We start from the raw sequence: 26,241 nt of genomic DNA, 5'->3' as shown, positions 1-26,241 counted from the left end.
CGAGGACAGCGACACCGCCTGCGCGGTACCCAGGCCCTTGATCTGTGTCGCGGTGAGGGCGGCAATCTGCGTCGTCGCGGCCTGCACCGAGGTGGTGGTCAATGCCGCAACCTGCGTGGAGCTCAACCCGGCCAGCTGGGTGGTGCCAAGGCTGGTCACCTGCGTCGTGTTCAGCGCTGCCACGGCTGCGGTGCCAAGCCCGGCAACCTGCGTGGAGGCCAATCCGCCGACCGCCGTGCTGGTCAGGCCGGCGATGTTCGCCGAGGTCAGACCCGCCATCGCGCCGGCTGTCATCCCGGGCATGTTGGTCGTGGTCAGCGTGCCGATATCGGTGGAGTTCAGCGCTGCGACCTGGGTCGAACTGAGTCCCGCCAGCTGCGTCGACACCAACGCGCCGAAGTCGGTGGACGTCATCGCAGCCAGGTAGGAAGTCGGCAGCGCTGCGACGTTGGTCGAGGTCAGGGTCGAGACGGTCATGGAGCTCTCTTCTCTGCACGAGACGACGCGCAACGATGCACCGTCTGCTGTCGGAACTGGCGACCTGGCCCGGTTCCTACCGGCGGCAGAGCGGCCGGCACGTACCGGCGGCTCGTTCTCGGCTTTTATTGGTGAAGATCTCGTTAATGGATATTGAGGAAGCCTGCCTGCGCTCCGGGCTGCCGCTGCCCGGTGTCAAAGCAGCTCGAGTGTGAGTTCACGCGACGCCCCCGCATCGATCGCCTGTGGCTGCACAGCGGCCGGGCACCGATCGCGCGCGGGATATCGCGCGGCGAGTGCGGCCATGGCGCCGGCATGACCCTGCTCCGCCGCCCGGCGCAGAAACACCCTGGCAGCCTGCGGATCTTCTGGCTCTTGGTAGTAGCCGAGCGCCATGAGGCCGAGGGCATACAGCGCTCCGGCATGGCCACCCTCGGCCGCCTGGCGGAACAGGATCTTCGCGGTGCCGAGATCCGCCGGCCCACCCCGGCCGTTGAGCAGCATCTCTCCGGCGAGCGCCTCCGCCTCCGGAAGACCCTGTTCGGAAGCTTGCAGCAGAAGCCTGCGGCCAGCGACGAGATCCTGTGCAGCACCCCTGCCCTCGACCAGCATGAGACCGCACGAGTATTGCGCTATGGGAAGATGCTCGGCTGCGATCCGGAACCAGGGCAGCGCCTCCGCATCGTTCGCCGCCATGCCGATGCCCGCCACGCAGCAGACGCCGACATTGTAGGCCGCCGCCGGATCCCCCTGCGTGGCCCGCTCGCGGAACCAGGCGAGGATTGCCCGACTCTCGTCATGCCCGGCGGAGCTTGCGATGCTACGGTTTGCAAGCACGACGGCTGCCAGCTCGTCGCAGGCCGCCTGATCGCCAAGCTCGGCCGCGCCGCGCAGCAGTCGCAAAGCTTCGCCACGGTCGGCTCCGGCTCCGACATTCTGCAAATGCAGCCTCGCAAGCGCGCAGGCCGCACCCATGTGGCCTGACGCCGAGGCGCGTCCAAACCAGAGCATCGCCTCCGCAAAATTCGGCGGCAGAGGAGACGTCGTGTCCGCTGCCCCGCCCGCCGACTGGCCATACAGTTTACCAAGTGCGGCGAATGCCTCCACCTCGCCGGCGAGTGCCGCACGACGGATCCAGCTCTCGCCCTGGAAGGCGTCGGGTCGCACGCCGTCGCCATGCAGCAGGGACAGGCCGCAGGCGAGCTGCGATGGCGCGTGTCCCAGTCGCGCGCCTGCCAGAAAATGAGCGGCCATCTCCGGCGCCGCCTCGGACGCGGGGCTGTCACGCCCGGCCAGCACGCCGAGCAGGTAGTGTGCGATGGGCAGATCCGCCCGCGCCGCCTCGGTTAGCAGACTGCGTGCGTCGTCGGCATTCGCCACCGGATCGGCCCGCAACAGCGCGAGCGACCAGCCGAGCTGTCCATGCGCGCAGCCCGCGTCGGCGGCACGCCGGTAACAATCGTCGCCACGCCGGACATCGCGCAAAGCCGGCGGCCCAGAGGTCAGGATGAAGCCGAGCAGCGCTTGCGATGGCGCATGGCCGCTGGATGCGGCCTGCTCCACCCAGCGTAGTGCCATCGGATAGTCGGCCGCTCCGGCTTTCGCGCCGGAAGCATTCTCGAACCAGTTCTGCGACGGCGAATTCGTGTGGCCCTGCAGGGCAAGTGACGCAATCATGAACTGCGCTTCGACCACGCCGCCCACCGCGGCGCGATCGAGCCAATGCAGCGCCGCCGCGGCACAGTGCGGCAGCCCGATTCCAAAGAGATAGGCGCGCCCGAGTTCGAGACAGGCGGCGCTGGATCCTGCCTTCGCTGCCTGGACGAACAGATCCACCGCTTGCCGATGGTTGCCACGCGCCGCGAGTTGGCACGCATGCTCGACCAGCGAGGGGGGTGACCCGAACAGACGCAGAAATTTCAGGTGGATTGCGCGAAAGACAGACATCCTGCCGGCCCGTATAACCATTTGTCACAGTCTACCGCGACCGTATGAATGAACGGTAAGTAGAGACTAGAGTTAGGTCATCATCAGTCGGTAGGATCTTCGATATTAACAACGCTTTAATGAGAAGTTACTTGAAGGTTGATAATCTCTGCAGCATACGCCGCTGCGAAGCGGCTGCCGTCGACCGCCAGGCTGCTTCTGCTGGACAAAGGAACGTCCCGGACTGTAGTTATCAAACCGTATTGAGTTTGGCCGCTACCCGACCCGGGTGCGGCGCTCGGCCGCGACGCAAGCGCTGCACTGGAAATCCTGATGACCAAGCGTGTCCTGCATGTCGGGTGCGGCGCCCAGACGCCTGGCAAGCTGCACCCTGTTTTCGAGGATCAGGACTGGAACGAGGTGCGCCTCGACATCGACGCTTCCGTATCGCCGGACATCGTCGCCAGCATGACCGATATGTCGCCGGTCGCGGATGGCACCGTCGATGCGGTGTTCTCGTCGCATAACCTCGAGCATCTCTATCCGCACGAGGTTCCGGTGGCGCTGGCGGAGTTCCGGCGGGTGCTGAGATCCGACGGGTTTGCGCTTATCACCCTTCCCGATCTGCAGGAGGTGGCGCGTCTCGTCGCCTCCGAAGGACTCTCGGCCACCGCCTACATGTCGGCACTTGGGCCGATCGAGCCGCTCGACATCCTGTTCGGCTATCGTGGCGCGCTTGCGGGTGGCAACCTGTTCATGGCGCACCATACCGGCTTCACCAGTGCCAGCCTGATGGGTGCGCTCGGTTCGGCCGGCTTTGCCGCGGTCACCGTGCAGCGGGTACCGTCTTCGTTCAGCCTCTGGGCGATCGGCTTCTGCACCCGACCCGGGGAACAGGAACTGCAGGAGGCGCAGGACCGCATGCTGCCGTTGCACGCGGCGGTGCTGGCGGCACGCAGCGAACCCGGACTGGCAGCGACCTGAGGGGGCCACCCGATCCCGTGACCGCCGCCCGGAGTTGACCCGGCCGTTCGGCTCGGCTGGACTGCCGCCCGCGTGCAGGGAGGCATCGGCATGGAGACGTGGCTGAAGCGCGGATCGGAGGCGTCGGGGATTGCCGAGGCCGATGCCCGCGTGCGGGAAACGGTCGAGGCCATCCTGGCGGACGTGCAGGCTCGCGGCGACCAGGCGGTGCGCGACCTCTCGATACGGTTCGACAAGTGGGAGCGCGACGACTACCGGCTCAGCGACACCGAGATCGAGGCCTGCCTGTCGCAACTGCGGCCGCGCGACATCGAGGATATCGAGTTCGCCCAGGCGCAGGTGCGGAACTTCGCGCAGCACCAGCGCGAGGCGTTGCGCGACATCGAGGTCGAGACGCTGCCCGGCGTGGTGCTGGGCCATCGCAATATCCCGGTGCAGGCGGCCGGCTGCTACGTGCCGGGCGGCAAGTATCCTCTCCTCGCGTCGGCGCACATGTCGGTAATCACCGCCAAGGTCGCCGGCGTGCCGCGCATCGTCACCTGCGCGCCGCCGTACCACGGGAAACCGGCGCCGGCCATCGTGGCGGCGCAGCATCTTGCCGGGGCCGACGAGATCTACTGCCTCGGCGGCATCCAGGCAGTGGCGGCGATGGCCCTCGGCACCGAGAGCATCGCCACAGTGGACATGCTGGTCGGCCCTGGCAACGCCTTCGTGGCGGAGGCCAAGCGGCAGTTGTTCGGCCGCGTCGGCATCGACCTGTTCGCGGGGCCGACCGAGACGCTGGTGATCGCCGACGAGACCTCGGACGGCGAGATCTGCGCGACCGACCTGCTTGGCCAGGCGGAGCACGGGCCGGACAGCCCGGCGATCCTGCTGACCACCTCCGAGCGGCTGGCCCGCGATACCATCGCCGAGATCGAGCGGCTGCTGCGCATCCTGCCGACGGCGCCGATCGCTCGCGTCGCGTGGGAAAACCATGGCGCGGTTATCGTCGTCGAGGACGAGGCGGAGATGGTCGCGGTCGCCAACCGCCTCGCCTTCGAGCATGTGCAGGTGATGACGCGCGATCCGGACTACTTCCTCGCCAACATGACCAACTACGGTGCGCTGTTCCTGGGCGCGCGCACCAACGTGGCGTATGGCGACAAGGCGATCGGTACCAACCACACGCTGCCGACGAAGCGGGCCGCGCGCTACACCGGCGGGCTGTGGGTCGGCAAGTTCCTCAAGACCTGCACCTACCAGCGCGTGCTGACGGACGAGGCCTCGGCGCGGATCGGCGGCCATGTGTCGCGGCTGTGCGCCCTGGAAGGCTTCGTCGGCCATGGCGAGCAGGCGAATATCCGCGTTCGCCGCTACGGTGGCCGCAACGTGCCGTATGGCGGGACGGTGGACTAGGCGATGGCGCCGGGAAACATCGGCATCGTCGGCGCCGGGCTGGTCGGGCTCGGCTGGGCCATCGTGTTCGCGCGTGCCGGCCATGCTGTCAGGCTCTACGACAACGCGCCGGGTGCCGCGGCGGAAGCGCGCAGGACCATCGCCCTGCGGCTGGATGATCTGCGGCAGGCCGGCCTGATCGACGAGGCGCCGGCCACGATCCTCGCGCGCGTCTCGGTGGCCGATAGCCTCGCGGAGGCGCTCGAGGATGCGCTCTACGTGCAGGAAAGCGTGCTGGAGCGCGTCGACGTCAAGAATTCCGTGATGCGCGAGATCGATGCGCTGGTCGGGCCCGCGACCTGGATCGGCAGTTCCTCCTCCGGGCTGCCGGCCTCGCTCTACACCGAGGGGCTCGGCTGCCGCGATCGGTGCCTGGTGGCGCATCCGGTCAATCCGCCATACCTGGCGCCGATCGTCGAGCTGGTGCCGGCGCCGTGGACCAGCCCGGCCACCCTCGACAGCGTGCGGACGCTGATGCAGGCGGTCGGCCAGGCGCCGGTGACGATGAGCCAGGAGGCACCCGGCTTCATCCTCAACCGGCTGCAGGCGGTGCTGCTGATGGAGGCGTGGCGGCTGGTCGAGGCCGGGCTTGCCAGTGTGGCCGACGTCGATCTCACCGTCTCGCAGGGCCTAGGCCTGCGCTGGGCCTTCATGGGGCCGTTCGAGACCATCGACCTGAACGCGCCGGGCGGCATCGCCGACTATGCAAGGCGGCTCGGCGGCCTGTATCGCGACATCGCCGCCGAGACGACGGAGCAGCGCGGCTGGGACAACGAATTGATCGCGCGCATCGAGGCGCAGCGGCGGGAGGTACTGCCGGAAGCGGAACTCGTCGCCCGCAGCGCCTGGCGCGATCGCCGGCTGATGGCGCTGGCCCTGCACAAGCGCCGGATGGACTCGGCCGATGCGGCCGGCACGGACCCCGCCGCTACGCCGGGAACGCAGTGACCATCGCCGATGCGTCGCTGCCCCGTACACCGTCGTTCCGGCTCGACGGCAGGCGGGCGCTGGTAACCGGCGGCAGCCGCGGTATCGGGCATGCCGCCGCCGCCGCCCTTGCGGAAGCCGGCGCCTCCGTCACGCTGGCGGCGCGCGGCAGGGCGGAGGTCGAGGCAGCCGCGCAATCGATCTGCGCAGCGGGCGGCGCGGCGGAAGGCTGGGTGCTGGACGTCGCCGACCTCGACGCCGTCCGCGACGGGATCGAGGCCCGGGCGCCGTTCGACATCCTGGTCAACAATGTCGGCACCAACCGGCCGGCGCCGTTCCTCGACGTCAGCGTCGCGGACTTCGACGCGGTGATGGCGCTCAACCTGCGCGCGGCGTTCTTCGTGGCGCAGGCGGTGGCGCGGCGACAGGTTGCGGCGGGATTGGCCGGCTCGATCATCCATGTCTCGTCGCAGATGGGGCATGTCGGGGGTGCCGGGCGCACGGTCTACTGCGCCTCGAAGCACGCCATCGAGGGGTTGACCAAGGCGATGGCGATCGATCTCGCCCCTTCGCGCATCCGCGTGAACTCGCTCTGCCCGACCTTCATCGAGACCCCGCTGACAGCGCCGTTTCTCGAAGATGCACGCTTCAGAAACGACGTGCTGGGCCGCATCAAGCTCGGCCGGCTCGGCACCGTCGAGGACCTGATGGGCGCGATCCTGTTCCTGGCATCGGATGCTTCGGCCCTGATGACCGGCGCCTCGCTGCTCATCGACGGCGGCTGGACCGCGGACTAGTGCTTTTCCGATCGAGGTGGATCGAAAGGAAGCTCCAGCTTGTTGTCTTGCCCAGCATCTCTATCCGATCGAGTAGCAAAATCGGTTGGTTGATGCGCTAGCACGCCACGCAACCGGCCCGCCCCGAGGGCCGGACAACAAGGCTCTGGAGGTTTGCGTTGTCTCTACTGGTCGCCCTGCTCGGGCTCGCCTTCCTGATCCTCGTCGCCTATCGCGGCTTCAGCGTCATCATGTTCGCGCCGGTGGCGGCGATGATCCCGGTGCTGCTGACCGCGCCCTCGGCGATCCCCACGGTGTTCACCACGCTGTTCATGGCCAAGACGGTCATGTTCGTGAAGCTCTACTTTCCGATCTTCCTGCTCGGGGCGGTGTTCGGCAAGCTGATCGAGCTGTCCGGCTTCTCGAGCTCGATCGTGGCCGCGATCCTGCGCCTGGCGGGGCCGCGCCGGGCGATCCTGTCGATCGTGCTGGTCTCCGCCGTGCTCTGCTACGGCGGCGTCTCGCTGTTCGTGGTGGTGTTCGCGGTCTATCCGTTCGCCGCCGAGCTGTTCCGGCAGGCGCGCATCCCCAAGCGCCTGATGCCGGCGACGCTTGCACTCGGCGCGTTCAGCTTCACGATGGATGCGCTACCGGGCACGCCGCAGATACAGAACATCATCCCGACCGCCTTCCTGCATACCACCGCCTGGGCGGCGCCGTGGCTCGGCACCGTCGGCGGCCTGTTCATCCTGGTGGCCGGCCTCGCCTACCTGCAATGGCGGGCCCGGCGCGCCGGCGACGAAGGTTACGGCACCGATCACCTGAACGAGCCGGCGGTACCGGACACCAGCCGCCTCGCCCCCTGGCCGGTGGCGATCGCACCGCTGGTCGCGGTCGGCGTGCTGAACAAGCTGTTCACCAATGCAATCCCGCGTATATTCGGCACCACCGACACCGTGCATCTGGCCGGACTCAAGGAGCCGCTGGTCACGCCGGTTGCGACGGTGACCGCGATCTGGGCACTCGAGGCGGCACTGCTCGCCGGCGTGCTGCTGGTGGTGGCACTGGCGTTCAGGACCATCTGCGGGACCTTTGTCGAAGGCACCAAGGCAGCGGTTGCCGGCGCGCTGCTCGCGGTGATGAACACCGGCTCGGAATTCGGCTTCGGCGGGGTGATCGCCGCGATGCCGGGCTTCCTCGTCGCGCGCGATGCGCTGTCGGCGATCCCCAATCCGCTGGTGAACGCGGCGATCGCCACCACCGCGCTCGCCGGGATCACGGGCTCGGCGTCCGGCGGCCTCAGCATCGCGCTGTCGGCGCTCGGCGACGGGTTCATCGCAGCCGCGCGCGCCCACCACATCCCGCTCGAGGTGCTGCACCGGGTGGTGGCGATGGCCAGCGGCGGCATGGACTGCCTGCCGCACAACGGCGCGGTGATCACCGTGCTGGCGGTCACCGGACTGACCCATCGCCAGTCCTACGGGGACATCTTCGTCATCACGCTGATCAAGACCGCGGCCGTGTTCCTGATCATCGGTATCTACTACGCAACCGGCCTGGTCTGAGACCGAGCCGGCCCGGCGGACGATGCGGCTAGCGCAGGTCCTCGCGGTCGGCGATCGAGCGGATGTCGCCGCGGGTGATGCCGAGGTCGGCGAGCTGGCGGTCGCTGTAGCTCTCGAGCTCCATGCGGACGCGGCTGCGCTCGGCAAGATCGTGCCGGTAGGTGCGGACACGGGTCAGCAATGAGGCGACGAGGCCGGGATTGCGGCCGGTGGTGACGTCGAGAGCGCCGATCGATGCGTTAGCCATTTTGCATGCTCCTGCAGAGGAATGGTGCAGTGCAATATAGCGTGCTTTTCACAGACGTCGAGCAGATTGTGCAGCGCACAAATTCATTACATTGTCGTGTGGCTTTTGCGCCGCATCGCGTTGCGTGCATCAGGCCACCTGGCGCCCCGCTACCCAGACTTCCCTGACCTGCAGGCCGGCATCCAGCACGACGATGTCGGCGCGCATGCCAGCACGCAGGACGCCACGATCGTGCAGCCCGAGATAGCGTGCCGGATTGCCGCTCAGCAGGCGGGATGCGTGCGCGAGACCGGTCGACGCCGTCACCGCGTGCCGCAGTGCCGCGTCCATTGTCAGCAGGCTGCCGGCGAGCGCGCCGTCCGGCAGCCTGGCGATCCCGTCGCGTATGGTCACCGCCCGGCCGCCCAGTTCGCTCTCGCCATCACCCAGGCCGGCGCCGCGCATGGCATCGGTGATCAGCAGCAGACGGTCGCCGAGGATATCGCGTGCGATGCGGAAATTCGCCGGATGAACGTGCCGGGTGTCCAGGATCAGCTCGGCATGGGCATCCCGATCCTGCAGCACCGCGCCGACCAGTCCCGGCGCACGGCCCTCGACGCCGCCCATGGCGTTGAACAGGTGCGTTGCCCCGGCGATGCCGCCCGCATCGCGCACGGTGGCAAAACCCTGCATCGCCTGCTCGAAGCTGCATCGCGTATGCCCGGCGCTGACCCGCACGCCGGACTGCGCGAACAGCCGCATGGCCGCGTCCGCGCCGGCCAGTTCCGGCGCGATGGTGACCACCCTGACCACCTCTGTCGCCAGCGCCTCGCGCACCAGCGGCAGCGACGGCTCGATTGCGAACGGCGGCTGCGCGCCGAGCCGCTGCGGGCTGATGAACGGGCCCTCCAGATGCGCGCCGGCAATATCGGGACCGCCCTCAAGGCCACGCGAGCGCACTTCCGCGACCGCACGCAGGGCATCCATCACCTCGGGCCAGGGCCGCGTCATCGTCGTCGGCAGCAGCGTGGTGGTGCCGTGGCGCAGGTGGTAGCGCGCGAGCCGGTCAATGCCGGCGACCCCATCCATGGTGTCGCCGCCATCGCCGCCATGCACATGGATGTCGATGAAGCCCGGCAGGATGATGCGCTCGCCGCGGTATTCGCCGGCGCCGGCGCCTGCCTCGATGCCGGCGATCGTCTCGCCGAAATCGATGGTGCCGTCGCAGATCCGGTCCTCCAGCACGATCCGTCCGCTCAGCTGCATGATGGTCGCATCCTTCCGCCGGTCAGTGTCCCGGTCCGGATGCTACAACCTGCGCTTCGCCGTACGCGACCGGGTGCGCCACGAGGTGGAGCCTCAGATCCGCTCGCCCTCCAGCAGGACACGCTCAAGGACCAGGTAGGCGGTCTTGGTGCGGTCGTAGAAGTCCGCCTCCGCGCCATGGCGGGATGCCTCCGCCGCCAGTGCGAGCAGGCTCGCCGCCACCATCATCAGGTCACCATCCTCGAGTTGCCAGACCACGCGGCGCAGCACCTCCATGGTCTTCTCGACCACCGGGAATGGAATGATCTCGCACGTCATCGCGTCCAGCATTGCAACCCCTCCACCACTGCATTAGACGCCATCGAGATTGATGCCCCGTTAAAGCCTGGACGATTAGTCGGCCATGGCCGCGTTCGAGGCGCGCCAGTGGCCGGCGGTTCACAACATCGCCCCCCGACTGGCAAGCTGCGGTTCAGGCGGCGGGGGTTTCGATGACAGAGTTCGACTGGTCGAAGCGGATGCGGCAGGCGCCCGGCCTCGTCCTCGAGATGATGGCGAACTTCGTCCTTCCCTATCTGATCTATCTCGAAGCCGCCCCGAAGACCGGCGAGGTCGAGGCGCTGCTGTTGTCGTCGCTGCCGCCGATCCTCTGGAGCCTGGTGGAGTTCGCCCGGTCGCGGCGCATCGACGCCCTTTCCATCCTGGTCGTCGCCGGGATCGTGCTGTCCCTGCTGGCGTTCGTCGGCGGCGGATCGGTGCGGATGCTGCAGCTGCGCGAGAACCTGGTGACCGGCCTGATTGCGCTGCTGTTCCTCGGCTCCGCCGCCATCGGGCGGCCGCTGATGGTGCAACTGGCGCTCGCCACCGCGCGACGCAGATCGGAGGCCGAGGCCGCGCTGCTCGAGCAGGCGAGCGACCACCAGCGTTTCAGGCGCACCATGACGCTGATGACCGTGGTGTGGGGCGCCGGCCTCATGGCGCAGACGATCCTGGCCTGCGTGCTGGTGTTCACGATGCCGGTCGCCAACTACCTCATCGTCAGCCCGATCGTCGGCTATGGCTGCATGGGTGCGCTCGGCCTGTGGACGCTGCTGTTCGCCCGGCGCGCGAGGCGACGCGCAGGCGAAGCGATCCCGATGCCGCCCCCGGCCGATCGGGTCTGAGGCGGGCATGGCCGACCACGACAGCAATGCCACCGGACCGGCCTTCGACTGGTCGTCGACGACGCTCGGCGCGGTCGAAGGCTGGCCGCCCGGCGTGGCGACGGTGCTGGCGGCGCTGCTCGACAGCAGGCTGCCGGGCCTTCTTGCAGTCGGGCCGGATCTGGTCTGCCTGCCGAACGACGCCTGCGCCGCCCTGCTCGGGGATGCGCGCGAGACGATCGGAATGCCGTTGCGGTCGCTGTGGCCCGGAGCACTCGACAGCTTCGACGCCGCAATCCGGCAGGCCCTGGACGGCGCCGGGGTCGTGGCGCCGGTGGCGTTGCGGGTGCGGCGTGGCGGCGTGCTGCGGGAGGCCTGGTTCGATTGCGGCTTCAGCCCGATCCGCGACCCGGACGGACGTGTCCGCGCAATCCTCGTGCAGGGAAACGAGACCACCGTGCAGGTCCTGGCCGGGCGCCGTCAGGCCTTCCGCGCCAGCCTCGCCGCAACCCTGCAAGGCGAGACCGAGCCGCACCGGATCATCATGGCGGGGGCCGGGCTGCTCGGCAGGCGGATCGGCGCCGAGCGGGTCGGCTACGTGGAGTTCGATCCAGCCGGTCATGCGCGCGACCATGGCTGGTGCGCACCGGATGTGCCGGAACTCGCCGGCGGCGTTCTGGACGGCCCGATCGGACCGGCACTGACAGCCGCGTTGCAGGCTAACCGCCTCTCTGCGATTGCCGACCTGGCGCAGGACCCTACCGCCCGGGCGGCGACCCCGGCCGATACATCCGCAAAGCCTGCTGTGCGGGCCGCCATCGTGGTGCCGATGGTCACCGGCGGCGAAACCGCGGCCCTCATCGTGCACCAGGGCACGCCGCGGCAGTGGACCCGCGAGGAGGAGGACTGCGCTGCCATAGCCGCGGCCGAAATCCATCATGAGATCGCGCGCAGCGGTGTCCAGGCCCGGATGCAGGAGGGCGAGGCCAACTGGCGTGCGCTGTTCAATCGCCTGCAGGAAGGCTTCATCATCGGCGAGCTGATGCGCGATCGCGCCGGCCAGGCGGTGGACTGGCGCTATGTCGACGTCAACCCGGCCTGGGAGCGGCTGATCGGCATGTCGAGGACGGCGGCGGTAGGCCGGACGATCCGCGAGATCCTGCCCGGCATCGAGGCCGAGTGGGTAAGCCGTTTCGCGCAGGTGGTCGAGACCGGCCAGGCCACCACGTTCAGCGACCGGGTGGCGTCGTCCGGCCGCTGGTACGAGGGGCACGCCTTCGTGCTTGGCGGCGAGCGCTTCGCGGTGCTGTTCCTCGAAATCACCGCGCGACGGCGGGACGAGGAGCGCAAGCTCGCCCTTCTCGATCTCGGCGACCGGCTGCGCGGACTGCGCGAGCCGGAGCTGATCGCCGAGGCGGCCGCGACCGCCATCGGCGTGGCGCTCGGTACCGCGCAGGCGGCCTATGCCGTCATCCATCCGGATGGCGACAGCGCGAGCGTGCTGCGGCCGTGGCGACGCGACGAGGGCGTGGTTTCGGTCGAAGGTGCGCAGCGCCTCTCGCAATCCGGGCGGTTTGCCGACCGGCTGCATGCCGGCGATGCGGTCGTCGTCGACGACGTCGAGACCACCGGCCTCTCGATCAACCGGCGAGGCCTGGTCGAGCAGGCCGGCATACGCGCCTTCGTCAACCTGCCGCTGCTCGAGGGCGGCAGGCTGGCCGGCCTGATCCTGGCCAGCGACGATCGTCCGCGCGCCTGGACGGTGGAGGATCTGGCGTTCATGCGCAGCGTCGCCGACCGCACCTGGGCGGCGCTGCAGACGGCCGCCGCGGAAGCCGGGCTGCTGGCGCTCAATCTCGATCTGGAGCGCCAGGTCGAGGCGCGCACGATCGAGCGCGATCGGGTCTGGAAGAATTCGCAGGACCTGCTCTGCGTGCTCGAGCGAGGCCTGGTGCAGTCCGCCAACCCGGCATGGACCACGCTGCTCGGCTGGCTGCCGGGCGAGCTTCTCGGGCGCCAGTACCAGACCCTGTGCCATCCGGACGATTTCGCGCCGGCAACCGCACGGGTGGGGCAGGAAGCCGCCGGCAGGCTGCCGCGCACCGAGACGCGGATGCGCCACCGGGACGGCAGCTGGCACTGGTTTGCCTGGGTGGGCACGGTGGAGGACGAGCTGGTCTATGCGAGCGGACGCGACATCGCCGCCGAGCGCGCCGCCGCGGAGGCGCTGGCACGCGCCGACGAGCGTCTGCGGCAGTCGCAGAAGATGGAGGCGGTCGGACAGCTCACCGGCGGCATCGCGCACGACTTCAACAACATGCTGCAGGGTATCGGCAGTGGCGTGGAGCTGATGCGGCGGCGTCTCGATGACGGACGGGCCGACCTCGCCGCACGCTATCTCGACGCCATCGCACAGAGCGTGGAGCGGGCGGCCGCGCTGACCAACCGCCTGCTGGCCTTCTCGCGACGCCAGGCCCTGGCGCCGGCGCGGGTCAACCTCGACGGGCTGCTGCCGGGTACCGCCGAGCTGATCCGGCAGACGGTGGGTCCGGCGATCGCGGTCGAGACCAGCCTACGCGATGGCAGCTGGCCGGTGCGCTGCGACCCGAACCAGATGGAAAACGCACTGCTCAACCTGGCTATCAATGCCCGTGACGCAATGCTGCCGGATGGTGGCAGGCTGCTGATCGAGACCGCGCATGTTGTGCTGGACCGCCACGACCTGACCGGCTGGGACGACGCGCAGCCGGGGGATTTCGTGCGGGTGACGGTGACGGATACCGGCACCGGCATGACGCCGGACGTGCTGGAGCACGCCTTCGAGCCGTTCTACACCACCAAGGCGGCGGGCCAGGGTACCGGTCTCGGCCTGAGCCAGGTGTTCGGCTTCGTCAGCCAGTCGCACGGCGTCGTCCGGCTGCAGACCGAGCAGGGGCGAGGCACCGCGGTGCAGCTGTTCCTGCCGCGCGACACCGGCATTCACGAAGACGAGGTCCGCAGCGCGCCACCGCCGGCCAGCGGCGACGGTCTGCGGGCACGCACCGTGCTGCTTGGTCGAGGACGAATTGCATGTTCGTCGCACGACAGCCGAGGCGCTGCGCGACCTTGGCTGCCGGGTCCTGGAGGCCGGCGACGGAGCCAGGGGGTTGGCCCTGCTCAGGCAGGCTTCCGGCGCCGCCTCGCCGCTGATCGACATGCTGGTGGCCGATATCGGGCTGCCGGGCGGCCTCAACGGGCGGCAGCTTGCGGATGCGGCACGCGAGCTGCTGCCGGGCCTGCCGGTGCTGCTGATCACCGGCTATGCCGGCAGCGCACTGGACGACCCGGCCGGCCTCGGCGCCGGGATGCGCCTGCTCGGCAAGCCTTTCACGCTCGATGCGCTTAGCGCCCAGGTGCAGGCGGCACTTGCCTTGGCCGGACCAGCAACGGGGTGGTCAGCGCCGCAGGACGAGGGTGGCTGACACCTCGGCGGCGACATCCTCGGGTGCCGCAGTCATTTCGGGGACAGGCATCGGCGTCGTCGCGGTGCGGATCGCCGTGGCGAAGAAGCGCAGCATCGGGCGGGGCCGATCGTCGGGACTGTCCAGCTGCAGATCCTGGATGTGGTCGACCTGCAGCCCCAGCGTATGGGCGTCAGACAGTGCCCTCGCCTCCATGTCCCGCAGGGCGGCGATTATCGCCTCGTCTCAACGCGTCCGCTCTTGGTCAATAGCGGTCGGACATGCCGGTGCTTTCAGCGGCGTCCCTGCCTGCTGTCGATCGCGCGGTTGAGCAGGATCGCCAAGATGATGATCAGGCCGGTGATCGTCATCTGGTAGAACGACCCCAGCCCCAGCAGGTTGAAGATGTTGCGCAGCACCTGCAGCAGCATGACCGCGAAGACCGTGCCGACGACACCGCCGCGGCCGCCAAAGAGGCTGGTGCCGCCGAGCACCACTGCCGCGATCGCATCGAGTTCGAGGCCCTGGGCGGCGGTAGGCTGCCCGATACGCAGGCGAGCCGCGAGCAGCACGCCGGACAGGGAGGCAAGCATGCCGGACAGGGCGAAGACGATGGTGACGATTACGCGGACAGGCAATCCGGACAGCCGGGCGGCCTCGGCATTGCCTCCGGTGGCGAACACATATTCCCCGAAGACCGTGTAGCGCAGGACCAGGGCGGCCAAGGCAACGACCGCCAGGAAGAGCAGCGCCAGCAACGGAAAATGCAGGCCGGGCAACAGCGGCACCTGCATCGAGCCGAACTGCCCGAAGGACGCCGGCAGGCCGCCGATCGGCACACCGTTGGACATCAGGTAGGTGACGCCACGCACGGTCACCAGGCCGGCCAGGGTGACGATGAAGCTGGGCACCGCGGCATAGGCGGAAATGGCGCCGAGCACCCCACCGATCGCGGCGCCGACCGCGAGCGCCGCGGCAACCGCGACCAGGGGCGGGATACCGGAGGCCATCAGCAGCGATGCGACCATGCCGCCGCAGGCAACCACGCTGCCGACCGAAAGATCGATGTTTGCGGTCAGGATGACGAAGGTCATGCCGACCGCCACGATGCCCACGACGCTCGCCTGCTGGAACAGGTTGGAGATGTTGCGGAAGGTAAGGAAGTTTGGGGACAGGCAGGTGGCGATGATGACGACGGCGAAGAAAATCACGATGAAGTTGTATCGAAGCATGAGCTCGACCAGCCGCCGGCCGGAGAACGACGCGGCGCTCGTGCCTGGCTCCGAAGCTTGGGTAAGCGTCTTCATGAGAGCGTCTCCGCAGTTGTGTCAGAGCCGACCAGGCCGACCTTCAGGATTTCGTCGCGGGACGCGTGCGTCGGATCGAAACGATGGATGTTCCGGCCCTCGTGGAAGACCCAGATGTAGTCGCAGTTCACATAGATCTCGTCCAACTCGCTGCTCGCCACGATGATCGCGGCACCATCCTCGGCAAGACGGCGGACAAGCGCGTATAGTTCGGCCTTGGCGCCGACATCGAGTCCCCGCGAGGGTTCGTCGAGCAGCAGGATGCGGCTCCCCGCGACGACCCATTTCGCGAACACCACCTTCTGCTGGTTGCCGCCGGAGAGCTGGCGCACCGGCTGGTCGAGCGAATGAAAGCGCGTCGAGAGATCGGACAACACGGGCCGCGCTGTCCCGCGCATGCGTTCGTGCGTCAGCAGCCGTCGATGACGCAGGGAGGGCAGCATCGCGTTGCGGTAGATCGCGGCATCGAGGAACAGGCCCTGCGTCTTGCGGTCCTCGGGCACCAGTGCGACGCCGCGGCCGATCGCATCGCCGGGACGGCGCGGTGCATAGGGGGTGCCCGACAGCATGACCTCGCCAGTGAAGCGCAGGTCGCCGAAGAGGGCGTGCAGGAAGCTGGTGCGGCCCGAGCCGTTCAGGCCGGACAGGCCGATGATCTCGCCCTGCCGGACACGCAGGTCGCGTATGTCCAGGCCCTGCGGACCGCGCAGCCGCCGGACGTCGAGCGCCAATGCCTCGCCCGCCGGCCGACGCGCCTGGCGCTCCAGCAGCGCCTGGTTCCGGCCTAGTACGGCTTCGACCAGGATCTGTTCGGTCGTGGTGGCGACGGCAAAGGTATCGACGGTGCGGCCGTTGCGCAGCACCGTCACGCGGTCGCCGATGGCCCTGATCTCGCCGAGGCGGTGGCTGACATACAGGATCGCGACGCCCAGCCTGGTGATCTCGCGTATCACCTCGAAGACGCGCTCCAGCTCGGTCTCGTTCAGGGCGGCCGACGGTTCATCCATGATGATGACCTTGGCGTCCATGGTCAGCGACCGGGCGATGGCGGTGAGCTGCTGGTTGGCGATGGAGAGCGAGCCCACGGCAGCGCTCGCGCTGAAGTTCGCTCCGACCCGGGCCAGGGCGGCCTCGGCCACGCGCAGGCGCCGGGCGCGGTCGATCATGCCCCATCGTCCCGGTACGCGGCCGAGCAGCATGTTCTGCGCCACGGTCAGCTGCGGCACCAGGTCGAGTTCCTGGTAGATCATCGAGATGCCCGCGAGCGCTGCTTCCTGCGGCGAGCGGAAGCGGCACGGAACGCCATCGAGCAGCAGGGTGCCGCGCGTCAGCGAATGGGCGCCGGCAATGATCTTCAGGAGCGTGCTCTTGCCGGCACCGTTTGCGCCGAGCAGGCAATGCACCTCGCCGCGCCGGATCGAGAGCGACGCATCCTCCAGCGCCACCACGTTGCCGGAAAAGATCTTGGCGGCACCGGCCACGTCGAGCACGATGTCATCGAGCGACGGGGCCGCGGCTTCGGAATGCAGGGCAGCGTCAGGCGCCACGGGCGGCCTCCAGGGCGGCGAGCGCCGTCTGTTCGTCGGTAACCAGGACGTTGATCAGTCGGGCCTTCAGGGCCGCCTGCACCACCAGATGCTTGCGCAGGCCCACCGCGACGCCGATCGAAATCGCCTTGCCGCGCAGTGCTGCGGGAGACAATCCGATGGTGCGGGCATCCAGCTCCGCATCGACGATCCTGGCGTCGGCGTCGATGAAGCGGCCGAGCACGTCGCCGACCGCACCGGCCTTGCGCAGCCGCGCGATCTCGGACTCCGCAATGTAGCCCGAGCGCACCAGCACGGATTCCGGCGTCATGCTGCCGAGTCCCAGGCAGACCACCGGCGCCTGCTCGCCCAGGGCAAGCACGGTCTCGATGACCGGATCGCGCTCCAGCACCATCCGGGTCTCGGAACGGCCGACCATGGCGGGCACCGGCAGCAGCGTCGCGCGACCGTTGCCGGCGACCGCGAACAGCTCGGCGATGTTGTTGGTGCGGGTCGCGGTGGCGTGCACGTTCATCGCGCCGTTCAGCAGCACCACCTCGACACCGTCGTTCCAGCGCCTGGGCAGCCAGTGCGCGACGGATGCCATGGTGCGGCCCCAGGACACGCCGACCAGGGGTGGCCGTGGCGTGAGGGCGGCGAGGAACTGGCCCGCCGCCTGGGCGACGCTGTCGACCGCCAGGCCGTCGTCGTCGCCCTCGCCCGGCACCACGATCGCCTCGATCAGGCCGTAGGCGCGCTGCAGCCGGGTTTCGAGTTCGGGGCGGCGCTGGGCGCGCGGAATGATCTCGATGCGTACGACGCCCTGCTCGCGTGCGTCCTTGAGCAGGCGGGCCACCTGCCAACGGGTCAGGCCGAGCTGCTTGGCGATGTCCGCCATGGTGCGGTCGAGATTGTAGTAGCCCTTCGCCGCCTGCAGCATCAGGACCTCGCGCCCCTCGGTCGAGAGGCTGCGCAGGTCGACGTCGTCGGAGTCAGGACGCACGGGCATGCGGCGCCTCCTCGCAGGCAGCGCGCGGCACGGTGTCGGTCGCGCGCGGCTTCTGCATCGACAGGCTGTGCAGGATCGGCGTGAGGCAGGTGGTGGCCTCGCGGTAGCGCTCCAGCGCCTCGACGCAGCGCCGGTGCGCCGCCATGTCGGGCTCCACCAGGCGGCCGTCGCGGGCGACCGCGGCCGCGGCGGTGCGCAGGTCGGGGAACAGGCCGATGCCGGTCGCCGCAACCGCGGCGGTGCCGACGATCGTGAGGTTCTCCTCGGCGGCCATATGCACCGGCAGTCCGATGGCATCGACGGTGGCGCGCAGCCAGAGCGAATTCCTGGAAAATCCGCCGGCACTCACGATGCGATCGATCGGCACCCCCAGCGACAGCGCCTGCGCCACCACGTTCGCGGAGGCCAGGGCGACGCCCTCGACGGCGGCGCGGTAGATCGTGGCGCGGTCATGGCCCAGCGACAGGCCGAGTATGGCGCCACGCAGATGCGGGTCGCGATACGGCGTGCGGTTGCCCATGAAGTAGTCGAGCACGAGCAGGCCGCTGCGCTCGGACGGCAGGTGGGAGGCCTCGGCGATCAGGGCCTGGGTGCCGGCGGCGTCGAGCTGGAAGATCTGCCTGGACAGCCATGTCAGCACCGAACCGGCGGAGACCTGCCCGCCCTCCACCAGCCACAGCCCGTCCATCAGGGCGTGCGGATAGGCTCCCCAGAAGCCGGGGACGGGCCGGTCGGCGTCGAGATGGAACAGGTGGACCGTGGAGGTGCCGCCGATGACCAGCAGGTTGCCTGGGTCGACGGTGTCGGCGCCGAGGATGCCGATATGCGCGTCGATGCCACCCTGCGCCACCACCGGCCGCTGGCCGCCGAGCCCGAGATGGGCGGCGGCTTCGGCGGAGAGCCTGGCGATCGGCGCACCCACGGGGATCACCTCGGCGGGCAGCCGGTCGCCCAGGCCGGGCGCGCCGAACGCCTCGTACAACTCCGGGTGGAAGCGCCTGGCCGCGCCGTCATAGTTCCACTTGCAGGTCGCGTTCATGCGCGAGGCGACCCAGCGGCCGGTGAGCTTGAAATTCACCCAGTCCAGGCATTCGCAGATGATCTCTGCCGAGTCGTAGATCTCCGGCTCGTGTGCCGCGAGCCACATGGCCTTGGGCACCAGCCACTCCGCCGCGTCGCTGCCACCGCTCTGCGCCATGACGGGATGATCGTTGAGACCGGTACGATGCGCCTCGTCGCCGGCCCGGCAATCCATCCAGAGCAAGGCCGGACGCAGCGGCATGCCATCGCGACGGCAGGCGACGACCGTGGAGGCGGTGGTGGCGACGGCGATGCCCGCGATGGTGGGATAACCGGCGCTCTCCAGGGTCCGCCGGCACGCGTCCCCGAGTGCCGCCCACCAATCCTCCGGCGACTGTTCCGCCCAGCCCGGGTACGGATGCGTGGTGACGTACGTCGCCTCGGCGGTGGCGGTGATCGCACGCCGTTCCGGGTCGAACACGCCCACGCGAATACCGCCGGTGCCGAAATCAAGACCCAGGAGCAGGCTCATGGCGTGTATGCCCCACGCGTTCGGCCAGGCCCTACGGCCGGACCATGACCTTGGAGATGAACTCGTTCCTCTCGCGGAACTTGCCCATCATGTCGGGCAGTTCGTCGAGCCCGGGCTCGTGGGTGATCATGAACTCCCACTTGAGTTCGCCGCTGCCGAGCTTCTCCAGCGTCGTCGTCCATTGCGGACCTGGGAACGGCGCGCCGAACGAGTTCCAAGAGCCATGCAGCGAGATCTCCTGGCGCAGCATGTGGTTGAACGTCGCGATCTCCAGCCCGACGTCCTGGGTGGGGATCCCGATGAACACCACGTGCCCGCCCGGGCCGGCCAGGCGCACCGCGAGATTGGCGGTGGAAGGATGGCCTGCCGCCTCGATGATCAGGTCACACGGGGGCACGACAGGCCTCGGCCCATGGCTCAGGAAGGTATGCGTCGCACCGGCTTCGCGCGCCTGTTCCAGCTTCTGTTCCGACACATCCACCGCAACGACGGAGGATGCCCCCATCAGGCGCATCCACTGTATCGCGAACAGCCCGATCGGGCCGCAGCCGACGACGCCACCGGTCTGGCCGATGGTCAACGGAGCCTTCCAGATCGCGTGCAGCGCTATCGAGGCGGGATCCGTCATGGCGGCGGCGCGCGGGTCGATGCCGGTCGGCGTCTTCAACAGGTTGCCGCGCGGGACCGCCACGTATTCGGCATAGGCACCATCGCGGCGGCTGCCGAAATAGTCATAGTCCCGGCAACGCGAGAAGCTGCCGGTCAGGCACTGGTCGCATCTGCGGCAGGGGATCAACGGCGCGACCGAGACCAGTTCGCCTTCCGACCAGCCGTCGACATCGCCGCCCAGTCCGACGATGTGTCCGGAGAACTCATGCCCGCAGATGATCGGCATGCGGTGCGCGCCCTTGGTCAGCATGCGCGGGATGTCGGAACCGCAGACGCCGCAGGCGGCGACCTTGAGCAGCACGTCGTCGGGACCGGCGACCGGCTTTGCGACATCCTCGACGCGTATATCACCCGGAGCATACATGACGGCTGCGCGCATCGAAGTCATTCCCCGTTGTGATGCCTGCCTGGTGTCTAGTTGTGACGGGCAAACAGGCTGTCTGTGTTGTACTGATTGACCGTCTGCTTATCGATCAGGGAGGTCCCGGCATCGATGAAGGGCTGGACCTTCTGGCCGCCCGCGACCTTCTGCGCGGTCTCGATCGTCACGGCACCGAGACGGATCGGATCGTTCGCCGCAGTGGCTACATACTGGTTGCCGCCGGCGATGTCCTTGACGGCCTCGGAGAGACCATCGACACCCGCCACCAGCACGTCGGTGCGGTTGTTCTCGCGCAGGACCTGGAGCGCGCCCAGCGCCATGTCGTCGTTGTGGGCGTAGACGGCCTTCACGTCGGCATTGGCCTGCAGCAGATCCTGCATGGCAGTCACCGCGTTCGACCGCACATACTCGGCGTACGGCCCCATCACCACGCGATAGCCGGCGGCCTGGACAACCTTGTTGAACCCGTCACGACGCGCCGCCATCACGGTGCCACCGGCGTCGCCCTGGATTTCGATGATCTTGGCACCCGGCTTCGCGCCGGCCGCCTTGAGCCTGGCCGCAAGCTCTTCGCCCACGATATGGCCCATCGCCTCGTTGTTGCGTCCGACATAGGTGGCGACGTCGCCATGTATGGCCCGATCGACGGTCATCACCGGAATATGCGCGTCGGCGGCAGCGGACAATGCCGGCGCCACCGCATCCGGGTTGACCGGGTTCACGATCAGGACTTTGACACCGCGGGTCACCAGATCCTGGATATCGTTGTTCTGCTTGTTCACGTCGCCGTTGGCGTCGAGAACGATGACTGTGTCGCCGGAAGCCTTCGCCGCCGCCTCGGCACCGGTCTTGAGCTGCACGTAGAACGGCGACTGCAGCGTTGCCTGGCTGAAGCCGATCAGCAGCCCCTTGGCCTGCGCCTCGTGGTGTCCGCCCAGCAGGCCTGTCGCGAGAGCGATCGCACCGACCGCGACCGTCCGCGAAGCCGTTCTTCTAGTCGTTCCTGACATCTTTGCTTCCTCACATTCGAGCATTGACTGCTCTTCTGAGAGAAAGCCATAAGTCGGGTGTCAGAGGGTGTCAACGCCTATCGCATCTTGTGCTGCGCACAATCAGGCGCGGACGTTCGCAGGGGCGGCTGTCACGCCGTTGAGGTTCGGCGATCCGGGCCGATATCAGATCGATTGTACAGGGAGATTTATGATGAATCAGGTTCAGCCCGTATCGAGCCGGGAAGTCGCACTGTTGGTGGACCACACCATCCTCAAGCCGGATGCTACGGAGGAAACGGTCAAGACTTTCTGCGAAGAGGCAAAGCAGCATGGCTTCAGATCGGTCTGCGTGAACTCGATCCATGTCCCATTTGTTGCAGGGCAGTTGCGAGGCACCGATGTCAGGGTCTGCGCGGTCGTCGGATTTCCGTTGGGGGCGATGCCCTCCGCGGTGAAGGCGGCAGAGACCGCTGCCGCCGTTGCGGCGGGCGCCCAGGAAATCGACATGGTCATTCCTGTGGGTGCGCTGAAGGACGGACGCGAGGATGTCGTGCAGGCGGATATCGCAGCGGTTCGCGCCGCCTGCCCGGATGCCGTGCTCAAGGTGATCATCGAGACGTGCCTGCTGTCGGATGCCGAGAAGCGTGCAGCATGCCGCCTGTCGGTCGCGGCCGGTGCGGACTTCGTCAAGACCTCGACCGGCTTCTCGACCGGCGGAGCCACGGTGGAGGACGTTGCCCTCATGCGCGAGGTGGTCGGACCATCGATTGGAGTGAAAGCGTCGGGAGGGATCCGATCCGCGGAGAGCCTGCGAGCAATGCTTGCTGCAGGAGCGACCCGCATCGGGACAAGCTCTGGAATTGCCCTGATCGGGCAGGCCGAGCCGACTTCCGGAACCTACTAGCGCGCTTCGCCGAGCCGCATGTGGGTGGCGCTGATCCGGCAACCGGCATCCGGCTTGCCGACTTGAGCCGTGCGCTCTTGGAAAAAGATCCTGCTCTGGACTAAGTGATCCGTGCGGGCAGACTGGCTTCCGGCACCACGGTCCGTACGATGGAGGCATCGAGCGCCTCGTAGTCGTGCAGACCGATCATGTCGTAGAGTTCGTGGCGGGTCTGCATGCGCTCGACCATGGCGTGGGTGCCGCCGTTCTCGCGGATCGAGGCATAGAGCTCGGCCTGCGCCTTGTTGGCGACCCGCAGCGAGGAGACCGGCCAGATCACCATGCCGTACCCCATCGCCTCGAACTCGGCGGCGGTGAAGAACGGCGTGCGGCCGAACTCGGTCATGTTGGCGAGCAGCTTCACGCCGGGCATGCGCGCGGCGAAGGCGCGGAACATCTCGGCGGTGTTCAGCGCCTCCGGGAAGATCGCATCGGCGCCGGCCTCGACATACAGCTTCGCACGCGCCACCGCGCCGTCGAGACCCTCGGACGCGGCGGCATCGGTGCGCGCCACGATCACCAGGTCGCGCCTTGCCTTCGCCGCGGCGGCCACCTTGGCTGCCATGTCGTGCGCGTCGGCAAGCTTCTTGTCGTTGAGGTGGCCGCATTTCTTCGGCAGCAGCTGGTCCTCGAGATGCACCGCGCCCGCACCGGCCTCCTCGAAGGTCCGCACCATGTGCATGACGTTGAGCGCCTCGCCGTAGCCGGTATCGCCGTCCACCAGCACCGGCAGACCCGAAGCACGCGTCACCTGGCGGATGAAGAAGGCCACCTCGTCGACGGTGATGATGCCGAGATCCGGCAGCCCCATCGACGCGGTCATCGCCGCCCCCGACAGGTAGCATGCGGAAAATCCCGCCGCCTTTGCCTGCAGCGCCGCCATACCGTTGTGCGTGCCAGGGATCTGCAGGATGCCGGGCTGGTCGAGCAACTGGCGGAAGCGGCGTCCGGCGGTCCCGGTGGGCGCGTCGGACGCGAGCAGGTAGGGCATGGTCTGGGCTCTCCGGAAACTCAGGGGCGCTGGTCGAGCGGCACGAAGGCGAGGTTGTCGGGTCCCACATAGTTGGCCGACGGACGGATGATCTTGCCGTCGGCGCGCTGCTCGACGACATGCGCCGCCCAGCCGGCGGTGCGCGCGATGACGAACAGCGGCGTGAACATCGCCGTCGGCACGCCCATCTGCTGGTAGGAGACGGCGGAGAACCAGTCCAGGTTGGGGAACATCCGCTTGGCGTCTGCCATCACGGCCTCGATGCGTTCGGCGACGTCGTAGCCCGCCCGCGAGCCGTTCTCCTGCGAGAGCTGGTGCGCGACCTGCTTGATCACCACGTTGCGCGGATCGGAGATCGTGTAGACCGGGTGGCCGAAGCCGATGACCACCTCGCGTGCCTCGACGCGGCGACGGATATCGGCCTCCGCCTCGTCCGGCGTTGCGTAGCGCTGCTGGATTTCGAGTGCCACTTCGTTGGCGCCGCCATGCTTGGGGCCGCGCAACGCGCCGATGCCGCCGGCGATGGCGGAATACAGATCCGAGCCAGTGCCGGCGATCACCCGCGCGGTGAAGGTCGAGGCGTTGAACTCGTGCTCCGCATAGAGATTGAGCGAGATGTGCATGGCGCGCACCCAGCTCTCCGGCGGCTCCTCGCCATGCAGCAGGCTGAGGAAATGGCCGCCGATGCTGTCGTCGTCGGTCTCGACATCGATGCTGATGCCGCTATGCGAGTAGTGGTACCAGGCCAGCAGCATCGACCCGAGCGAGGCCAGCAGCCGGTCGGCGATCTCGCGCGCACCGGCGGCCGAGTGGTCGTCCTTTTCCGGCAGCACGCAGCCGAGCGCCGACACTCCGGTGCGCATCACATCCATCGGATGCGCCGATGCCGGCAGCGCTTCCAGCACCTCGCGCACGGCGGCGGGCAGCCCGCGCAGGCGCCTGAGGCGGCGCTTGTAGGCGGCAAGCTCGGCGCGGTTCGGCAGCCTGCCATGCACCAGCAGATGCGCGATCTCCTCGAACTCGCAGGCGGTGGCGATGTCGATGATGTCGTAGCCGCGATAGTGCAGGTCGTTGCCGGTGCGGCCTACGGAGCACAGCGCGGTGTTGCCGGCGACCACGCCGGACAGCGCGACCGACTTTTTCGGCTTCGGAAGGGAATTGTCCGTGGCGCTCATGGGCGTTGCTCCTTCGATCAGCCGAACAACCCGGGCAGGCCCCTGCCAAGGGAAGCCGCCGGGATCGCGACGTTGAGCTGCAGCAGCTCGTCGGCGGTGAGCGAAGGCAGCCGCTGCACCGTCTCGAGGAACCGTCCGGATTCGGACTTCTCGACGATCCCGTCGGTCAGGATCTCGAACTTGCGTATGTAGTCCGCGCGCTGCCAGGGGGTTGCGCCAAGCGTATGGGCGTTGGCCACCGCGAGTTCGTCGGCGATCACGCGACCGTCGCGCAGGGTTATGATCACCCGGCCGCCGAATGCCTTGATCGCCGGATCGGTGGAATGATAGCGCTCGGTCCAGCGTGGATCCTCCACCGTGCGGATCTTGCGCCACAGCGCCACCGTGTCCGGCCGCTGCGCCCGCTCCGGCGCGTAGGAGCGCACATGGTGCCAGGCGCCGTCCTGCAGCGCGACCGCCACGATATACATGATCGAGTGGTCGAGCGTCTCGCGCGATGCGGTCGGATCGAACTTCTGCGGATCGTTCGAGCCGGTGCCGATGACGTAGTGCGTATGGTGCGAGGTCTCGATCAGCACGTCCTGCACGGCGTCCCAATCCTGCACCTGCCTGCCGAGCCGGAAGCACAGATCGATCAACGCCTGGCTCTGGTACTCGGCGGAATGCTCCTTGGTGTAGGTGTCGAGGATCGCCCGCTTGGGCTCGCCCGGCGCCGGCAGCGGCACCTTGTACTGCGCGTCGCGTCCGTCGAGCATCCAGGCGATGACGCTGTCCTCGCCCTCGTAGATCGGGCTCGGCGCGCCCTCGCCGCGCATGGCGCGATCGACCGCCTCGATGGCGAGCTTGCCGGCGTGCGACGGCGCGAACGCCTTCCACGACGAGATCTCGCCCTTGCGCGACTGCCGGGTCGCGGTGGTGACGTGCAGCGCCTGCTGCACCGCCTGGAAGATGGTCTCCGGCGGCAGCGCCAGCAGCGTACCGATACCGGCGGCGGCCGACGGGCCGAGATGCGCCACATGGTCGATCTTGTGCCTGTGCAGGCAGATCGCGCGCACGAGGTCGACCTGGATCTCGTAGCCGGTGGCGATGCCGCGTATCAGCTCGGCGCCGCTGCGCCCGGTCTGCTGGGCGGCGGCCAGGATCGGCGGGATGTTGTCGCCGGGATGCGAATACTCGGCGGCGAGAAACGTGTCGTGATAGTCCAGCTCGCGCACCGCGGTGCCATTCGCCCAGGCCGCCCATTCGGCATGCACACGCACCTCCGGGCCGCAGCCGAACACCGCAGCTCCGCCGGGACGCGCATGCGCCAGCGCCTGGTCGCGCGCCGTCGTCACCGGATGGCGGTTCACCGAGGCGATCGCCACCGAGGCGTTGTCGATGATGCGGTTCACGATCATGTCCGCAACCGCCGGCTCGACCGCCACCGCATCGGCCGCGACCTGCGCGATCTTCCATGCCAGCTGGTCCTCGCGGGCAAGCCGGTCGCTCTCGGGATGCACACGGACATCGTGGATGATCATGACCGGCCT

At 68.4% G+C, this 26,241-nt stretch carries 23 protein-coding genes and 1 pseudogene; 9 read left to right on the top strand and 15 right to left on the bottom strand.

Going from position 1 to position 26,241, the window contains the following annotated elements; all coding sequences use genetic code 11:
- Together FE263_RS22245 and FE263_RS19025 are read right to left on the bottom strand one after the other, a co-directional pair.
- Positions 1–477: hypothetical protein (locus FE263_RS22245; protein ID WP_456306582.1), on the bottom strand; the 477-nt coding region annotated here is incomplete at its 3' end.
- Between the two features lie 195 nt (positions 478–672).
- Complete coding sequence (locus FE263_RS19025; RefSeq protein ID WP_171034221.1) at positions 673–2,313, bottom strand: tetratricopeptide repeat protein; 1,641 nt, start codon at positions 2,311–2,313, stop codon at positions 673–675.
- Positions 2,314–2,736: 423 nt separating this feature from the next.
- Between FE263_RS19025 and FE263_RS19020 the strand changes: the two genes are divergently transcribed.
- The 5 genes from FE263_RS19020 to FE263_RS19000 all read left to right on the top strand — a co-directional run bounded on the left by FE263_RS19020 (position 2,737) and on the right by FE263_RS19000 (position 8,092).
- The gene (locus FE263_RS19020; RefSeq protein ID WP_138327621.1) at positions 2,737–3,387 is read left to right on the top strand and encodes a class I SAM-dependent methyltransferase; all 651 of its coding nucleotides are present in this window, start codon (positions 2,737–2,739) and stop codon (positions 3,385–3,387) included.
- A 90-nt stretch (positions 3,388–3,477) separates the two neighbouring features.
- Positions 3,478–4,785 (top strand): histidinol dehydrogenase, encoded by a 1,308-nt coding sequence (gene hisD, locus FE263_RS19015; RefSeq protein ID WP_138327620.1) that lies wholly within the window; start codon positions 3,478–3,480, stop codon positions 4,783–4,785.
- 3 nt (positions 4,786–4,788) lie between these two features.
- The gene (locus FE263_RS19010; protein ID WP_138327619.1) at positions 4,789–5,772 is read left to right on the top strand and encodes a 3-hydroxyacyl-CoA dehydrogenase; all 984 of its coding nucleotides are present in this window, start codon (positions 4,789–4,791) and stop codon (positions 5,770–5,772) included.
- A complete protein-coding gene (locus tag FE263_RS19005; protein WP_138327618.1) occupies positions 5,769–6,548 on the top strand; it encodes an SDR family NAD(P)-dependent oxidoreductase in 780 nt (259 codons plus the stop codon). Before FE263_RS19010 ends, FE263_RS19005 begins: the two co-directional genes overlap by 4 nt.
- A gap of 158 nt (positions 6,549–6,706) precedes the next feature.
- The gene (locus FE263_RS19000; protein ID WP_138327617.1) at positions 6,707–8,092 is read left to right on the top strand and encodes a GntP family permease; all 1,386 of its coding nucleotides are present in this window, start codon (positions 6,707–6,709) and stop codon (positions 8,090–8,092) included.
- Between the two features lie 28 nt (positions 8,093–8,120).
- Here FE263_RS19000 and FE263_RS18995 read toward each other — a convergent pair whose 3' ends face one another.
- The 3 genes from FE263_RS18995 to FE263_RS18985 form a co-directional block, all read right to left on the bottom strand.
- Positions 8,121–8,339, bottom strand: coding sequence for a DUF1127 domain-containing protein (locus FE263_RS18995; RefSeq protein WP_138327616.1), 219 nt, complete (start codon positions 8,337–8,339; stop codon positions 8,121–8,123).
- A 129-nt stretch (positions 8,340–8,468) separates the two neighbouring features.
- Positions 8,469–9,587: an N-acetylglucosamine-6-phosphate deacetylase gene (nagA, locus tag FE263_RS18990; protein WP_205880468.1), complete on the bottom strand. Its 1,119-nt coding sequence runs from the start codon at positions 9,585–9,587 to the stop codon at positions 8,469–8,471.
- A gap of 90 nt (positions 9,588–9,677) precedes the next feature.
- Positions 9,678–9,914 (bottom strand): hypothetical protein, encoded by a 237-nt coding sequence (locus FE263_RS18985; protein ID WP_138327614.1) that lies wholly within the window; start codon positions 9,912–9,914, stop codon positions 9,678–9,680.
- Positions 9,915–10,075: 161 nt separating this feature from the next.
- On the opposite strand from FE263_RS18985, the gene FE263_RS18980 reads away from it, so the two are divergent.
- From FE263_RS18980 to FE263_RS22995, 3 genes and pseudogenes are all read left to right on the top strand, one after another.
- Positions 10,076–10,747, top strand: coding sequence for a VC0807 family protein (locus tag FE263_RS18980; protein WP_240759946.1), 672 nt, complete (start codon positions 10,076–10,078; stop codon positions 10,745–10,747).
- Positions 10,641–13,685 (top strand): annotated as a pseudogene (locus tag FE263_RS18975) (PAS domain-containing protein); the annotation flags it as partial. The gene FE263_RS18980 and the pseudogene FE263_RS18975, both read left to right, overlap by 107 nt.
- 91 nt (positions 13,686–13,776) lie before the next feature.
- Positions 13,777–14,187, top strand: coding sequence for a response regulator (locus tag FE263_RS22995; RefSeq protein ID WP_408886219.1), 411 nt, complete (start codon positions 13,777–13,779; stop codon positions 14,185–14,187).
- Here FE263_RS22995 and FE263_RS18970 read toward each other — a convergent pair.
- The 7 genes from FE263_RS18970 to FE263_RS18940 form a co-directional block, all read right to left on the bottom strand.
- Positions 14,161–14,382 (bottom strand): hypothetical protein, encoded by a 222-nt coding sequence (locus FE263_RS18970; protein WP_138327612.1) that lies wholly within the window; start codon positions 14,380–14,382, stop codon positions 14,161–14,163. The genes FE263_RS22995 and FE263_RS18970 overlap by 27 nt on opposite strands.
- A 77-nt stretch (positions 14,383–14,459) precedes the next feature.
- Positions 14,460–15,473: an ABC transporter permease gene (locus tag FE263_RS18965; RefSeq protein ID WP_138327611.1), complete on the bottom strand. Its 1,014-nt coding sequence runs from the start codon at positions 15,471–15,473 to the stop codon at positions 14,460–14,462.
- The gene (locus FE263_RS18960) at positions 15,470–17,020 is read right to left on the bottom strand and encodes a sugar ABC transporter ATP-binding protein (protein ID WP_205880455.1); all 1,551 of its coding nucleotides are present in this window, start codon (positions 17,018–17,020) and stop codon (positions 15,470–15,472) included. Before FE263_RS18960 ends, FE263_RS18965 begins: the two co-directional genes overlap by 4 nt.
- A complete protein-coding gene (locus FE263_RS18955; RefSeq protein ID WP_138327610.1) occupies positions 17,010–18,008 on the bottom strand; it encodes a sugar-binding transcriptional regulator in 999 nt (332 codons plus the stop codon). Before FE263_RS18955 ends, FE263_RS18960 begins: the two co-directional genes overlap by 11 nt.
- Positions 17,992–19,560, bottom strand: a complete 1,569-nt coding sequence (locus FE263_RS18950) for an FGGY-family carbohydrate kinase (protein WP_138327609.1) — start codon at positions 19,558–19,560, stop codon at positions 17,992–17,994. Before FE263_RS18950 ends, FE263_RS18955 begins: the two co-directional genes overlap by 17 nt.
- A 31-nt stretch (positions 19,561–19,591) precedes the next feature.
- A complete protein-coding gene (locus FE263_RS18945; RefSeq protein WP_138327608.1) occupies positions 19,592–20,608 on the bottom strand; it encodes a galactitol-1-phosphate 5-dehydrogenase in 1,017 nt (338 codons plus the stop codon).
- Positions 20,609–20,643: 35 nt separating this feature from the next.
- Positions 20,644–21,621: a substrate-binding domain-containing protein gene (locus FE263_RS18940; protein ID WP_138327607.1), complete on the bottom strand. Its 978-nt coding sequence runs from the start codon at positions 21,619–21,621 to the stop codon at positions 20,644–20,646.
- A gap of 139 nt (positions 21,622–21,760) precedes the next feature.
- On the opposite strand from FE263_RS18940, the gene deoC reads away from it, so the two are divergent.
- Positions 21,761–22,507, top strand: coding sequence for a deoxyribose-phosphate aldolase (gene deoC / locus FE263_RS18935; protein ID WP_456306581.1), 747 nt, complete (start codon positions 21,761–21,763; stop codon positions 22,505–22,507).
- A gap of 100 nt (positions 22,508–22,607) precedes the next feature.
- Here deoC and prpB read toward each other — a convergent pair whose 3' ends face one another.
- The 3 genes from prpB to FE263_RS18920 are packed head-to-tail and all read right to left on the bottom strand — an operon-like array spanning position 22,608 to position 26,232.
- On the bottom strand, positions 22,608–23,537 hold the full coding sequence (gene prpB / locus FE263_RS18930) for a methylisocitrate lyase (RefSeq protein ID WP_138327606.1): 930 nt from the start codon (positions 23,535–23,537) through the stop codon (positions 22,608–22,610).
- 20 nt (positions 23,538–23,557) lie between these two features.
- On the bottom strand, positions 23,558–24,712 hold the full coding sequence (prpC, locus tag FE263_RS18925) for a bifunctional 2-methylcitrate synthase/citrate synthase (protein ID WP_138327605.1): 1,155 nt from the start codon (positions 24,710–24,712) through the stop codon (positions 23,558–23,560).
- Between the two features lie 17 nt (positions 24,713–24,729).
- Complete coding sequence (locus FE263_RS18920) at positions 24,730–26,232, bottom strand: MmgE/PrpD family protein (RefSeq protein ID WP_138327604.1); 1,503 nt, start codon at positions 26,230–26,232, stop codon at positions 24,730–24,732.
- Positions 26,233–26,241: the final 9 nt, after the last annotated feature.

This window comes from Lichenicoccus roseus (genome assembly GCF_005844085.1).
In the GTDB taxonomy this organism is placed as follows: domain Bacteria; phylum Pseudomonadota; class Alphaproteobacteria; order Acetobacterales; family Acetobacteraceae; genus Lichenicoccus; species Lichenicoccus roseus.
The sequence above is the reverse complement of the archived record's forward strand: the minus strand, read 5'-3'. Positions and strand labels throughout refer to the sequence as shown.